The organism is Kribbella sp. CA-293567 (assembly GCF_027627575.1).
Classification (GTDB): Bacteria; Actinomycetota; Actinomycetes; order Propionibacteriales; family Kribbellaceae; genus Kribbella.
This window is the reverse complement of record NZ_CP114065.1, coordinates 4,863,062-4,876,751: the sequence shown is the minus strand read 5'-3', so window position 1 is coordinate 4,876,751 and position 13,690 is coordinate 4,863,062. Positions and strand designations below refer to the sequence as shown.

The window sequence follows — 13,690 nt, the reverse complement described above, 5'->3', positions numbered from 1 at the left end:
CATGCGGACCAGCAAACGACCCCAGATCCTCGAAGCGGCCGCCCGCATAGTGGAGCGCGAAGGCGTCAAGAGCGTCACCTTCGACTCCGTCGCGGCCGAAGCGGGCCTGACCAAGGGCGGGCTGCTGTACCACTTCGCCTCCCGAGAGGAACTGGTCAAGGCGATCCACCAGCATCTCGCTGCCCAGTGGGAGTCGGATCTGTCCGCGGCGGCCGGGAAGTCCGCTGCTGCGGCCACCCCGGTCGAGCGGCTCACGGCGTACACCCGGGTCGCCGTCCAGAGCGCGACCCGGGCCGAGCTGCTCTTCATGCTCGAAGGGTCGACCACCCCGGACTACGCCGCGCCCTGGGACGAGGTGATGGACCGCTGGGTTCCACCCCCGACCATCGACTCCGAGGACTCCGCCGCCCTCGACCGGTTTATTGCCCGGCTGGCAGCTGATGGCCTCTGGCTGTACGACTCCTTGACCACGGAGGCACTGTCTCCTGAGCTCAGGCAGGCCGTCGCCGAACGCATCACCGGCACGCTCACCCGCGAAGACGGCTGACCTTCCGCGGTCAGCCGCTCGCGGGCGAAGCTCAGCGCACGTAGGTGTCCCGAGCGAGGTTGTAGGCGAGGTCCTGGGCCACCCGGAAGGCGTCGTCCTCCTCGATCCGGTGCTCGACGACGAGCTTGGCCAGGTGACCGGCGTCGATGCGGCGGGACAGGTCGTGCCGGGCGGGGATGGAGAGGAAGGCGCGAGTGTCGTCGACGAAACCGGAGGTGTTGTAGAAGCCGGCGGTCTCGGTGACCAGCTCGCGGTACCGCCGCATCCCGTCGGGGCTGTCCAGGAACCACCACGGCGCACCCAGCCGCACGCTCGGGTAGACGCCGGCGATCGGCGCCAGCTCCCGCGAGTACGACGTCTCGTCGACGGTGAACAGCACCATCCGGAAGCCTTCGGCGTGCCCGAACCGGTCGAGCACCGGCCGCAACGACCGGGTGAACTCGGTCGCGACCGGGATGTCGTGCCCCTGATCGGGACCGTAGGCCGCGTGGACTCCCGAGTGATGATCACGCAGTACGCCGGGGTGGACCTGCATCACCAAACCGTCTTCCGCCGACATCGCCGCCATCTGGAACAGCATGTGGGCGCCGAACGCCGCCGCGTCGCCGGCCGTGACCTCACCGCGCAAGGCGCTGTCGTAGATCCGGGCGGCCTGGGTGTCGTCGAGCGGTGTCGCCGCGGCACTCAGGTGCCCGTGGTCCGTCGCGAGCGCCCCGGCCGCCCGGAACGCCTGACGCCGCTGCCGCAACGCGTCGAGATACCCCTGGTACGACGAAGTGTCCGTGTCCGCCCGTACGCCGAGCTGACGGCTCAGCTCGACCCAGTCCGGCCGATCGAGGTGCACGACCGCATCCGGCCGGAAGGTCGGGATCACCCGGCCGGGCAGGTCGGTGGCCACCTTCGCGTGCTGTGCCAGGTCGTCCGTGGCCGCGTCGGTGGTCGCGATGACCTCGATGTTGAACCGGTCGAGCAGGGCGCGCGGCCGATACTCGGGCTCGGCGAGCCGCGCCGAGATCTCGTCGTACAGGTCGTCGGCGGTCTCCTCGGAAGGCGCCACTCGCAGGCCGAGCACCTCGGCGAACTCGTGCTCCAGCCAGTAGCGGCTGGGCGTGCCGAGGAAGAGGTGCCAGCGCGAACAGAACTCGCGCCAGATGTCGCGTGGCTCGGCAGTTCGCACCCCGTCGCGGCGCGGCAGCCCGAGCAGATCGGGGGAGACGCCCTGGGAGACCAGCATCCGCGTCACGTAGTGGTCCGGCACGACCAGCAGCTCGGCCGGGTTGCCGAACGGCTCGTCGGTCGCGAACAGCCCGGCGTCGACATGCCCGTGGAAACAGAGCAGCGGCAGGTCCTTGGTGGACGCGTGGATGCGCCTGGCCACCTCGCGGGCCTCACCGGCGGGGAACGCGCGGTCGGGGTGGGGCTGCAGGGCCTTCGGCATGGGGTCCTCCGGGAGTGAGCTTGCAACAGATCCTGAAAAGGATTGCAGTCCATGCAACATCACACAACCCCGCTGATGCAGGGCAAGTGAAGATGGTCTATTTGCCTGTCCTGAAGAACTTGACACGCTGCTGCAACCGATTGCAGACTCAGGCGACACTCGGGGCTCGGCAACGCGGAGGTGGCAGATGACGGTGACCATCCGCGACGTCGCCCGGCTGGCCGGCGTCTCGGCCTCCACCGTGTCCCGTGCTCTCTCGCTGCCCGACGTCGTCAACGTGGCCACGCGGGCGCGCGTCGAGCACGCCGCGCAGCAGTTGGGCTACCAGCCCAACAAGGCCGCCCGCGGCCTGATCACCGGCCGGACCGGCAACATCGGACTGGTCGTGCCCGACCTGGCGAACCCGTTCTTCCCGAGTGTGGTCAAGGGGGTCCAGGCGCGGGCTCGCGCCAACGACGTGGCGGTCTTCCTGGCCGACACCGACGAGGACGCGACCGCGGAGGTCGGCCTGGTCCGCGCGCTGGCCAAGCAGGTCGACGGGCTGATCCTGTGTTCGCCTCGCGCCAGTGACGACGAACTGGTGGCAGTGGCGCAGGAGACCAACGTGGTCCTGGTGAACCGGCTGGTGGACGGCGTCGCTGCGGTCACCTTCGACAACGAGGGCGGCATGCGGCAGGCGATCGCCCATCTCGCCGCGCTCGGTCATCGCCGGATCGCCTGGGTCGGTGGGCCCGCCACCTCCTGGTCGAACGCCCAGCGCGCCCTCGGGCTGCGCGTCGCCGCTCAGGACCACGAGGTGGAACTGCTGCCGGTCGGCCAGTTCGCTCCGACGTACGACGGTGGGATGGCGGCGGCCGACCAGGCTGTCGCCACCGGCGCGACAGCGGTGGTGACCTACAACGACCTGGTGGCGATCGGGCTGCTCGCCCGGCTGCACGCGCGAGGGATCGACGTGCCCGGCGACCTCAGCGTGCTGGGCATCGACGACATCGCGATGGCCGGCATGGCCCGGCCGGCGCTGAGCAGCGTCCGGCTGCCCAAACAGCGGGCCGGCGAGATCGCGGTCGAGTTCCTGCTGGCACTGCTCGACGACCCCGGGACCGTTCCCGACTCGCGCGCTCGCGGCACCCTGCCGGGCGAGCTGATGGTCCGCGACTCCACCGGTGTGGCGGCCGGACCCGCCCGAGCTTGAGGAGGCACAGATGGCGATCCCCGACGTACTCGTGATCGGCGAGATCCTGGTGGAGCTCAGTTCGACCGAGCCACTGGACGCCGGTACGGCGCTGACGCTCAACTTCTCCGGTGACGCGCTCAACTCCGCCGCTGCCGCCGCCGCGGCGGGCGCGCACACCGCCCTGCTCGCCCGGGTGCCCGACGACGAGCTGGGGGACCGGCTGCTCGAGCGAGTAGTTGCTCTGGGCATTGATACCTCCCAGGTGCTGCGGGTGCCCGGCCAGCACGGCCTCTACCTGCAACACGCCGATCCTTCGGGCGCACGGGAGTTCACCTACGTACGCCGGGGGAGCGCGGGCTCGGGGCTGGGGCCGGGGGACGTGCCGATCGACCTGGTCTCCCGGGTCGGCGCGGTGCTGGCGAGCGGTATCGCGTGCGCGATCTCACCGCTGTCCGCCAAGGCTGTCCGGCTGGCCGCGTCCAGTGCGCGATGCTTCGTCTACGACCCGAACTGGCGACCGCGACTGGTCAACGCCACCGGCGCGGGCGACCACCTCCGCGCGCTCGCGCAGTACACGCGACTCGTCACGCCGGCCTGGCCGGGCGAGGCGCAGTTGATCAGCGGTTCCGACGACCCGGCGGTGGTCAGCGCCGCGATCAGGGCCCTCGGCGCCGACGCGGTCGCGCTGACCCGCGGTTCCGACGGGGTGCTGCTCGACGATGCCGGCCGGATCGTGGAGATCCCGGTGATCCCGGCACCCGCCGTGGTCGACCAGACCGGCGCGGGCGACTCCTTCGCCGGCACGGTCACCGCGCGGCTGGCGCTCGGCGATCGACTGGAGCAGGCGGTCCGGCTCGGCGTGGCAGCGGCCTCCCTGTCGGTCAGCGGCCTGGGAGGCACCGGTCACGTGGCAACCCTGGAAGAGAGCAGAGCCCACGCCGCCCACGGCGCAACGGAGGTACCGGCATGACCGCGCGACTCGAGTTGGCCAACGTCCCCGCCGGTCACCGGCCCGACGTCGACCCGGCGGGTCTGTCGGTAGGCATCGTGCATCTGGGGCTGGGCGCGTTCCATCGCGCCCATCAGGCCGTCTTCACCGAGCAGGCCGCGGCGATCAGTGGCAGTACCAGTTGGGGGATCTGCGGAGTCAGCCAGCGGTCAGCGGCGGTTCGCGAGCAGCTCGCGCCGCAGGACGGCCTGTACTCCGTACTGACTCGCGGGCAGGGTGACCCCAGCATCCGGGTGATCGGCAGCATCCGTGAGGTGCTGACCGCGCCTGAGGACCCGGGCGCGGTGGTGGACCGGATCGCGGATCCGGCGGTCTCCGTGCTGACGCTGACCGTGACGGAGAAGGGTTATCGAGCCGCCGCGGCGGGCGGGCTCGACCTGACCGATCCGGAGATCCAGGCCGATCTGGCCGGCCGCCCGCCGCGCACGGTGGTGGGGCAACTGGCGGCTGGCCTCGCCAGGCGCGCCGCGCACGGGTCACCTCCGCTCACGGTGGTGTCCTGCGACAACTTGGTGGCCAACGGCCCCTTCCTTCGCCGCCTGATGGAGGGCTACGCCGCCGCGTCGCCGGACGCGAAGCAACTGCTCGAGCAGCTCGCGACCGCGCGCTTCCCGGCCAGCATGGTCGACCGGATCGTCCCGGCCACGACCGATGCGGACCGCGACGAGGCGGCGGCGCTGCTCGGCGTACGGGACGAGGCGGTGGTGGTCGCGGAGCCGTTCCTGCAGTGGGTGATCGAGGACGACTTCGCCGGGGCCCGGCCGGACTGGGACAAGGCCGGCGCGATCCTCACCGGTGACGTCGCGCCCTGGGAGCAGGCCAAACTGCGGATGCTCAACGCGACCCACTCGATGCTCGCGTACCTCGGTGGCCTGCGCGGCTACGAGACGATCGCCGAGGCGGTGCGGGACGAAGAGCTGGCGGGTCTGGCGCAACAGCTGATGACCGACGACGTGATCCCGACGCTGACCCCGCCGGACGGACTCGACCTCACGGAGTACGGCGCCACCGTCCTGAAGCGCTTCGCCAACCCGGCTCTCAAGCACCGCACCGCCCAGGTCGGCATGGACGGTTCGGCGAAACTCCCGGTTCGCCTGCTCGGCACGGTTCGCGATCGCCTTGCGGTCAACGCCGAACCGCGGTTGGCCGCGCTGGCCGTCGCGGCGTGGATGGTTTCGGTCGCCAAGGCAACCGAGACCGGCACTGTGCTGGACGACCCGCAAGCGAACAAGCTGCAGACTGCGGTCTCCTCGGCCACTGGCACGGCTGCCGTGGTCGATGCACTGCTGGGAGTCGAATCCGTCTTCGGGGCCGACCTGCCGGCCAACGCCGTCTTCCGTCAGTTGCTGGTCGAGCAGGCCGGCCGCCTGAGCTGACCCACCCAACGGCAACGGCCGCCGCGAGATGCTGCTCGCGACGGCCGCTGCCTGCTCCGGGGTGGCTCAGCCGGTGGTGAAGCGGCTGTCGGTGTCGAGACCGGCGGCCTTCCACTCCGAGGCGCTGAACCACTGGCCGAACTTCTGGAACCGGTCCGCGCTCAGGCTGTCGAGCACGTAGGTGTTGCCCTTCAGGACGACCTCGCCGGTCGGGATCGCGGCGCCCGAGTTCTGCACCATGCCGGTCGAGGTGGTGCCGCCGCGCATGGTCACCTTGTTGCCGGTGACGGTCACGTCGCGCAGCAGGTTCAGGCCCCACGGTCCGTTGCCACGGGTCCGCGACTGGATCGAGATGCCGTTGACGTTGCCGGACAGCGTGTTGTTGCGGACCGTCACGTTCACCGAGGTGTTGACGTTGATCCCGCCGCCGTCCCACAGCGACCGGCCCGAGCCACGCCCGGTCCCGAGGCCGTTGCCGGTGATCGTGTTGTTCTCGATCACGCCGTTGCGGCCGATCTCGTAGCGGATGCCGTCGGCGGCGTTGCCGACGATCTGGTTGTCGCTGAACACCCGGCCGTCGTCGTAGGCGTCGCTCCACAGACCGACGCCGAGGTTCTGCTTGATCAGGTTGCCCGAGACCGAGCCGTTGGTGGACCAGGTGGTCTTGATGCCACCGGACTCCCAGTCGGCGATCCAGAACCCGTCGGTGTTGTTGTTGCTGACCTGGTTGCCGACGATCTTGCCGTTGGTGGTGCTGTACTGACCGACGCCGAGCTGGCCGTTGTACTGGATCAGGTTGCGGTCCAGGGTCGCGCCGTCGGCGTTGACCAGCATCGCGCCGACCGCGTGGTTCCAGCGGATGTCGTTGGCGAACACCCGCCAGCCGCTGCCGAGCACCACCGCGCCGGCCTGCGGCACGCTGGCGAAGTGCTCGACCGTCAGGCCGACCACCGCGACGTTGGTCGCGTTCGACTGGATCGCGGTCGCCGTCTTGGACATCTCCACCGACCGGCCCGCCGGGTTGTCGCCCAGGTAGACGGCGTTGCCCGCGTAGTCGGCGTAGAAGGTGCCCGGCGCGACCTGATCGCGGGCCTTGACCCGCAACAGGTGCTTGCCGTTCAGGAACACCTGCTCACGCAGGTGGCAGATGTTGGCCGCGTTGTCCTCGCACTGCCCGGTCATCCCGTACGCCGCCGGCAGCACGCCCCGCGTCACCCAGTCGCCGTTGTCGGCGGTCCAGGCGGTCAGCGGGACCGAGCCGGTCAGCACCGCGCCCGCGTCGCTGCCCAGCGTCGTGTTCGCCTTCGGCTTCAGCGTGCGGTTGATCCGGTGCACACCGGCGGTGAAGCAGAACGTCGTACCGACCGCGGCCTTGTCGATCACGTCGGCGGCGTTCTGGCTGGTGCTGATCGTGGTGCCCTTGCACTCCGGTGCCAGCGAGGGGCCGGCCGGGAACGTGCCGGGAGCCGGCGTCGTCGGCTGCGGCGTACTGGTCGGCGGTGGTGTCGGGGTGGGCGTAGGCGTGGGCGTGGGGGTGACCGTCGGCTTGACGGTCGGGGAAGCGGTCGGCTTCGTGGGGCTCGCGGTAGCCGTCGGGGCGGGCGTGGTGGGCACGCTGACGGTCGGTCGCGGAGTATGTCGGGGCCACGGCTTGCGTGGCTGGTCTCCCGGCAGGATGCCGGTCTTCTCCTCGCCGAACGCCGAGGCCATGTTGGTCCGCGTTCCGGCCACGATCCCCGTAATGGCGACCGCACCGGCTGCCGCGACGCAGATGATGGTCACTGACTTCTTCACTGACGACCCTCCGGGGGTTGGGTACTTGTCTTTCTTTGCACCCCCCTGGTGCGGCCTTCCCCAGAAGACTACTACTTGCCGTAGTCGTGGCACCACGCAAAATGGTTGCGTGGGCCCCCCAATGCCGACCAGGCCTCCCTGCGAGCAGGGGAAATCGGCATTCTTCCGAGTCAGTTGCCCCAGGCGTGTTCGAACCTGTTGCTGGGTGCATCAATTGCGCTGGGTGATGGAAACTGCGCTCCGTGATGCTTGCCCGGGGCATCGGGCTCGGGAGTTCAGGACGGGCTCAGCCCGTCTGGCTCAGCTCGTATGGAACGTCCCAGCGGTGTCGAGACCCGCGCTGCGCCAGCCGGTGGCGGTCAGCTTGGTGCCGAACTTGGCGAACCGCTGCGCGGCCAGCTTGTCCAGCAGGTAGCGGTTGCCGCTGAAGGTCAGCTGGCCCGCCGGTACCTCGGCGCCGGAGTTCTGCACCATGCCGGTCGCCTGGGTGCCGCCCGTCATCCCGATCGTGTTGCCGGTGACGTGCACGTTGCGGAGCAGGTAGCGGCCCCACGGGCCGTCGCCGCGGGTCCGGGACTGGATCGAGACGCCGTTGACGTTGCCGGAGACGGTGTTGTTGCGGATCGTCACGTTCACCGAGGTGTTCACGTTGATCCCGCCGCCGTCCCACAGCGACGTACCGGAGCCGCGGCCGGTACCGAAGCCGTTACCGGTGATCGTGTTGTTCTCGATCACGCCGTTGCGGCTGATCTCGTAGCGGATCCCGTCGGCCGCGTTGCCGATGATCTTGTTCGAGCTGATCACCCGGCCGTCGTCGGCGACGTCGGCCCACATCCCGACGCCCTTGTTCGAGCGGATCAGGTTGCCGCTGACGGTGCCCGAGGAGCGGGTCGACTTCATCCCGCCGGACTCCCAGTCGGCGATCCAGAACCCGTCGGTGTTGTTGTGGGTGATCACGTTGCGGGTCACGTTCGCCTTCAGCGAGCTGTACTGCCCCAGACCGAGCTGGCCGTTGTGGTGCACCAGGTTGCGATCGACCCGGCCGTTGTTCGCCTTCACCAGCATCAGGCCGACCGACTTGTTCCAGCGGACCTCGTTCGCCTTCACGGTCCAGCCGGGGCCGGAGACCAGCGCGCCGGCCTGGGCCGGGCTGGCGAAGTGCTCGATGGTCAGGCCGCGCACGGTCACGCCGGGCTGGTTCGACTCGATGGCGGTCGCCGTCTTCGACATCTCGGCCGCTTGGCCGGCCGGGTTGCTGCCGAGGTAGATCGCGTTGGCCGCGTAGTCGGCGTAGAAGGTGCCGGCCTTGACCGCGGCCAGCGAGGCGACCCGGGTCAGGTGGGTGCCGCCGAGGAAGACCTGCTCCCGCAGATGGCAGATGTTCGCCTTGTTGTCCTCGCACTGCCCGCTCTTCCCGTACGCCGCCGGCAGCGCGCCGCGAGTGACCCAGCGGGTCCCCGACTTGGCCCAGCCGGTGAGCGGCACGGAGCCGGTCAGCACCGCCCGGGACGAGCTGGCGATCGTCATGTTCGCCTTCGGCCGGATCGTCTGGCTGATCCGGTGCACGCCCGAGGCGAAGCACACGGTCGCACCGGCCGGCTGGGAGTTCACCACGGCCTGGGCGTTCTGGCCCGGCTTGATCACGGTGCCGCTGCACGGCCCGGCGACGCCAGGACCGGCGGCGGTCTCGCCGACGACCGGCTCGGCCGGAGCCGGTGGGGCCGGCGGCGCGGTCTTTGCCGGCTCGGTTTCGGTCGGCTTGCTGGTGGTCGGCTTCTTGGTCGGCGCGGCGGTCTTCGACGGAGCCACCGTCGGCGGCTTCTTCGAGACGGTGCCAGGGGCCTGTGCCGGTTTCGCGGTCGGGTGTTTCGAGGGAAGGACCGCTGGTCCCGCTGGGCCGAACTGGGCGGTGTCGCGTGACTTCTCGGCCGATGCCGCGTTCTTTTGATGAGAGATGACGGGGTAGGCGACTGTAACGGTTGCCAGCGCCACGGCGATAAGGGCGACGAACAGCACCCTTGTCGACTTAATCCTGCTCAAAGCACCCTCCGGGTGTCTCGGCGCGCGGTCGTGCATCCCCAGGTGCGGCCTGTCAAATACCTGTTGTCACCACCACGAGACTTAAGGTGGTGCCATGCGGGTCGCTATGTTGCACAACCGTTACCGTTCGGGTCAACCCAGTGGCGAGAACACGGTGGTCGATCAAACAACTGATTTTTTGCGTACATCAGGACATGTTGTTGAGCTTTACGCACAGCACAGCGACGACATTGCGCAAATGAGCCGAAAAGATCGCGCGCTGTTACCGTTTCGCTCCGTATGGTCATTCACCGATGAGCGCGATTTAACATTCCGATTGCAGTCGGCGCGTCCGGACATCGTGCATGTGCACAACACGTTCCCGCTCTTCAGTCCGTCGGTACTGCGCGCCGCGGCCCGCCAGAACCTTCCGGTGGTGGCCACGCTCCACAATTTCCGGCTGATGTGCGCCAACGGTGTGCTCCAGCGCGACGGTGGTCCGTGCGAGTCCTGTATCGGCAAGATCCCGTGGCGCGGCGCGGTCCACGGCTGCTATCGCGATTCGAAGGTGCAGAGCCTGCCGCTGGTGGCCGGCATCACCGTGCACAGGACACTGAACACCTGGCAGCGCTACGTCACCACCTTGATCGCGCCCTCGGAGTTCGTCCGCTCCCGGTACGTCGCGGGCGGCTTCGACCCGGACCGGATCGTCGTGAAGCCGCATGCGGTCGCCCACTCGGGCGCTGTCCGCGAAGGCGCGGGGGAGGCCGTCGTCTTTCTCGGGCGGCTGACCGAGGAGAAGGGCTTCGCTGATCTGCTCAGCGCCTGGGACGCGTCGCTCGGGCAGCTGGTGGTGGTCGGCGACGGCCCGCTGAGGGCGGAGGCGGACGAGCGAGCGCGCCGCGATCCCTCGGTCAGGGTGCTCGGCGCGCTGCCGTGGATGGAGTGCATGGAGGTGCTGCGGTCCGCCTCCGCGCTCGTCGTACCGGCCCGGTCGTACGAGACGTTCGGTCTGGTGGTGATCGAGGCGTTCGCGCACGGAGTACCGGTGGTGGCGTCCAGGATCGGAGCGCTGGAGGAGCTGGTGGACGACGGGGAGACCGGCGCGCTGGTCTCCCCGGGCGACACCGAGGCACTCCGAAAGGCCCTGGGAGTGCTGGTCGAGCCGGCGACTTCGATAGCCTTCGGGCAACGAGCACGCCAGGTGTATCTCGACCGCTTCACTCCGGAGCGCGATCTGGCGGCCACGGAGAGGATCTACACCGATGCGATCGCCCGGCACGCGGCCGACCGGAACGGCGCGCGCGGCCAGCCACGCGATGGAGCGAGTAGCTAGGCGAGTGGCGATTACGCGGTGTAAGGTCAGCGTGGGCGTGGGGGGTCACGTCGCTCACTGGTGGGACCCGGTTGTCGGGATGTTCACCAGGAGTTCGTTGTTCAACTCGCCCGGGGGGCGACGGGGCAGGGTCCGGAAGGGCTCAGTGGGGGAGCACAAGGTGCCGCAACGCATCGGCTATCTGAGCGGGGTCTTCGACCTGTTCCACGTCGGTCATCTCGACGTGCTGGAGCGGGCCAAGGAGCAGTGTGACCACCTGGTGGTCGGCGTACTGACCGACGACTGGGCCGTCGACGCCTGGGGCGCCCGGCCGTTCGTGCCGATCGTCGAGCGGGCACAGATCATCGAGCAGCTGCGCTGTGTCGACGAGGTGGTCGTGGTGGACGGTGACGAGGCCCGGTGGCTGATGGGTCAGCTCGGTGTCACCACCGTCTTCGCCGCCGACGGCACCGACGGCGTTCTGGGTCCGGACGAGTTCGGCGACGTTCCGGCCGAGTCGATCAGCGTCCTGGTGTCCCGCCGCGGTTCCCGTAGCCAGATCCTGCGTGCCGCCATCGACCAGCGGCAGTCGCGCAGCTCGGTCGCATGAGCGGGCGCTCCATCGGCGACGTGGTCGCCGAGCTGTCGCGCGCGCAGAAGCCTTCGGCAGGCACTCCGGCGTACTCGCGGTTCGTCAACCGGCGCATCGGCCGGTATCTGGCCGCAGGTGCCTTCCTGGCCGGCCGGACGCCGAACCAGATCAGCCTGACCAGCGGCTTCTGCTCGCTGGTCGGCATCGTCCTGATCGCCACCGTCGAGCCGAGCCTGCCGCTCGCGCTGGCGGTCACGGCGCTGCTGGTGCTCGGCTACGCGTTCGACTCCGCCGACGGGCAGCTGGCCCGGTTGCGCGGCGGCGGCTCGCCGCTGGGCGAGTGGCTCGACCACATGATCGACTGCGTCAAGATCGCCCTGCTGCACAGCGCCGTACTGATCTCGCTCTACCGGTTCGATGCCTTTAGCAACGAGTTGGTCCTGCTGGTGCCGCTCGCCTACCTGTGCGTGTCCGCGGTGATGTTCTTCGGGCTGATCCTGATCGACCAGTTGCGCCGCCGGCACGGCGCCAGCACGGCGAACGTGCGCGGCGACTCGGTGCTGAAGTCGTTGCTGATAGCACCGACCGACTACGGCGTACTGTGCCTGGTCTTCCTCGCGTTCGGCCGGCCGACCGTCTTCACCGTCCTGTACGGCGCGCTGCTGGCGGCCAACCTGGTCTTCCTGCTGGCCGCGATCGCCAAGTGGTACCGGGAGATGGCGGCGCTGCAGCCGGCTCCGCGCCCGACCGGGGCGCAGAGCTGATGGGCGTGGTCGGCTATGCCCCCGGGGTCTACGACATGTTCCACATCGGGCACCTGAACATCCTGCGGCGAGCCAGTGAGCACTGCGACTACCTGATCGCCGGTGTGGTCGAGGACGACGTGGTCAGCCGGATCAAGGGCCGGCCGCCGGTCGTGCCGCACGAGGAGCGGATGGAGGTCGTCCGGGCGATCGGCCTGGTCGACGAGGTGGTCGCCGACTGGTCCAGCGACAAGTTCGAGATGTGGAAGCAGTTGCGCTACGACGTGCTCTTCAAGGGTGACGACTGGAAGGGGACCGAGAAGGGGACCCGGCTGGAGAAGCTGCTCGGCGAGGTGGGTGCCGAGGTGCACTACTTCCCCTACACGGCGTCCACCTCGAGCACGGATCTCCGCAGGCTCCTGGAGGGAACGCTCTGATGTCGACCCGGCCGAAGATCCTGCTGAGTGCCTACGCCTGCCGGCCGCAGGGCGGGTCCGAACCGGGCGCGGGCTGGGCCTGGGCGAAGGCGGCCGCGCGCGATCACGACGTCTGGCTGCTCACCCGCGGCAAGTTCGCGCACGAGATCGCCGAGGAACTGGCCGTCCGGCCGATCCCGTCGCTGACCGTCGTACCGCTGGAGCTGCCGAAGTGGCTGCTCAAGCTGCGTCGCCGGCACGCCGACGTCTACTGGTACTACCCGCTGTGGCAGCGGCTGGCCGGGCGGACCGCCGAGCGGCTGCACGCCGAGCACTCCTTCGCGGTGATCCACCACCTGACCTTCGCGGTCGACTGGATGCCCGCCGGGGTGGTCCAGCTGTCGACGGCCAAGGTGATCTGGGGTCCGGTCGGCGGTTCGACCGCGGTGCCGTTGTCGATGGCGCACTGGCTGGGCTCCAAGGGCCTGCTCAACGAACTCGTACGCCGCGGCTACACCGGCCTGTGCCGCCGGCTGGTCGGGCGCAAGCACGCGCTGAACGCCGACCTGGTCGTTGCCCAGAACAAGGATGTCGCCGAGCACTTCGGCCCGCACGCGCGGGAGGTGGTCGTCCAGCCGAACGTCGCGATCAGCCGGTTCGCCACCGCCTCCGGACCGCGGGAGCCGTACGGCGCCCCGGGCGTCCGGACGGCACTGTTCGTCGGCCGGCTGATCCCGTGGAAGGGGCTGCTGATGGCGATCAGCGCCCTGGCCCGCCCCGAGGCCGCGAACTGGGAGCTCCGCGTCATCGGCGACGGCCCCGACTGGCGTCGCGCCGAGCGTCTCGCTGAGCAGCTCGGCGTCCGCGACCGGGTCGAGTTCGTCGGCCAGCTGCCGCGCGAAGAAGTCCTCAGCTCGCTGCTGCGGGCCGACGCCCTGCTCGCCCCCGCGATGCGCGAGGCGGCCGGCTGGGCGGTGGCCGAAGCCCTGGCCAGTGGCTGCCCGGTCGTCTGCCTGGACCGCGGCGGCCCTTCCGTCATCGTCGGTCCCGAGGACGGCGCGGTCGTTGCCTGGCAGGGCGACGTCGTCGGCGAACTGGCCAAGGGCCTGGGCTCGCTCAAAGGCCGTATCGATCCGGTCGACCGCTGGGCCCCGGATCGCCTGCCGGACATCCTGTCCACCTGGTACAGCACCGCCCGCGTCGCGCACTGACCGCCGGCGCCGGTGACCTCGGACACCTGACGGCGACCTTGAACAGGAAATAACGT

At 69.6% G+C, this 13,690-nt stretch carries 12 protein-coding genes; 9 read left to right on the top strand and 3 right to left on the bottom strand.

The window, feature by feature from the left end:
• Position 1: 1 nt before the first annotated feature.
• Entirely contained in the window at positions 2-547 is a 546-nt protein-coding gene (locus OX958_RS22300; protein ID WP_270131111.1) for a TetR/AcrR family transcriptional regulator, read from the top strand.
• A gap of 31 nt (positions 548-578) precedes the next feature.
• Here OX958_RS22300 and uxaC read toward each other — a convergent pair whose 3' ends face one another.
• Positions 579-1,985: a glucuronate isomerase gene (gene uxaC, locus OX958_RS22295; RefSeq protein WP_270131110.1), complete on the bottom strand. Its 1,407-nt coding sequence runs from the start codon at positions 1,983-1,985 to the stop codon at positions 579-581.
• 187 nt (positions 1,986-2,172) lie between these two features.
• Between uxaC and OX958_RS22290 the strand changes: the two genes are divergently transcribed.
• The 3 genes from OX958_RS22290 to OX958_RS22280 are packed head-to-tail and all read left to right on the top strand — an operon-like array spanning position 2,173 to position 5,544.
• Positions 2,173-3,177 carry a LacI family DNA-binding transcriptional regulator gene (locus OX958_RS22290; protein WP_270131109.1) on the top strand — a complete coding sequence of 335 codons (1,005 nt, stop codon included), beginning with the start codon at positions 2,173-2,175 and terminating at the stop codon, positions 3,175-3,177.
• Positions 3,178-3,187: 10 nt separating this feature from the next.
• A complete protein-coding gene (locus OX958_RS22285) occupies positions 3,188-4,129 on the top strand; it encodes a sugar kinase (RefSeq protein ID WP_270131107.1) in 942 nt (313 codons plus the stop codon).
• The gene (locus tag OX958_RS22280; protein ID WP_270131106.1) at positions 4,126-5,544 is read left to right on the top strand and encodes a mannitol dehydrogenase family protein; all 1,419 of its coding nucleotides are present in this window, start codon (positions 4,126-4,128) and stop codon (positions 5,542-5,544) included. Before OX958_RS22285 ends, OX958_RS22280 begins: the two co-directional genes overlap by 4 nt.
• Positions 5,545-5,610: 66 nt before the next feature.
• Here OX958_RS22280 and OX958_RS22275 read toward each other — a convergent pair whose 3' ends face one another.
• On the bottom strand, positions 5,611-7,338 hold the full coding sequence (locus tag OX958_RS22275; RefSeq protein WP_270131105.1) for a right-handed parallel beta-helix repeat-containing protein: 1,728 nt from the start codon (positions 7,336-7,338) through the stop codon (positions 5,611-5,613).
• A 300-nt stretch (positions 7,339-7,638) separates the two neighbouring features.
• Positions 7,639-9,147 (bottom strand): right-handed parallel beta-helix repeat-containing protein, encoded by a 1,509-nt coding sequence (locus OX958_RS22270; protein WP_270131104.1) that lies wholly within the window; start codon positions 9,145-9,147, stop codon positions 7,639-7,641.
• Between the two features lie 325 nt (positions 9,148-9,472).
• On the opposite strand from OX958_RS22270, the gene OX958_RS22265 reads away from it, so the two are divergent.
• From OX958_RS22265 to OX958_RS22245, 5 genes are all read left to right on the top strand, one after another.
• Positions 9,473-10,693 carry a glycosyltransferase family 4 protein gene (locus tag OX958_RS22265; protein WP_270131103.1) on the top strand — a complete coding sequence of 407 codons (1,221 nt, stop codon included), beginning with the start codon at positions 9,473-9,475 and terminating at the stop codon, positions 10,691-10,693.
• 160 nt (positions 10,694-10,853) lie between these two features.
• A complete protein-coding gene (locus OX958_RS22260) occupies positions 10,854-11,282 on the top strand; it encodes an adenylyltransferase/cytidyltransferase family protein (RefSeq protein ID WP_270131102.1) in 429 nt (142 codons plus the stop codon).
• Positions 11,279-12,028, top strand: coding sequence for a CDP-alcohol phosphatidyltransferase family protein (locus OX958_RS22255; protein WP_270131101.1), 750 nt, complete (start codon positions 11,279-11,281; stop codon positions 12,026-12,028). The genes OX958_RS22260 and OX958_RS22255 overlap by 4 nt, the downstream gene beginning before the upstream one ends.
• Positions 12,028-12,444 carry an adenylyltransferase/cytidyltransferase family protein gene (locus OX958_RS22250; RefSeq protein ID WP_270131100.1) on the top strand — a complete coding sequence of 139 codons (417 nt, stop codon included), beginning with the start codon at positions 12,028-12,030 and terminating at the stop codon, positions 12,442-12,444. Before OX958_RS22255 ends, OX958_RS22250 begins: the two co-directional genes overlap by 1 nt.
• Positions 12,444-13,634 carry a glycosyltransferase gene (locus tag OX958_RS22245; RefSeq protein WP_270131098.1) on the top strand — a complete coding sequence of 397 codons (1,191 nt, stop codon included), beginning with the start codon at positions 12,444-12,446 and terminating at the stop codon, positions 13,632-13,634. Before OX958_RS22250 ends, OX958_RS22245 begins: the two co-directional genes overlap by 1 nt.
• Positions 13,635-13,690 lie beyond the last annotated feature (56 nt).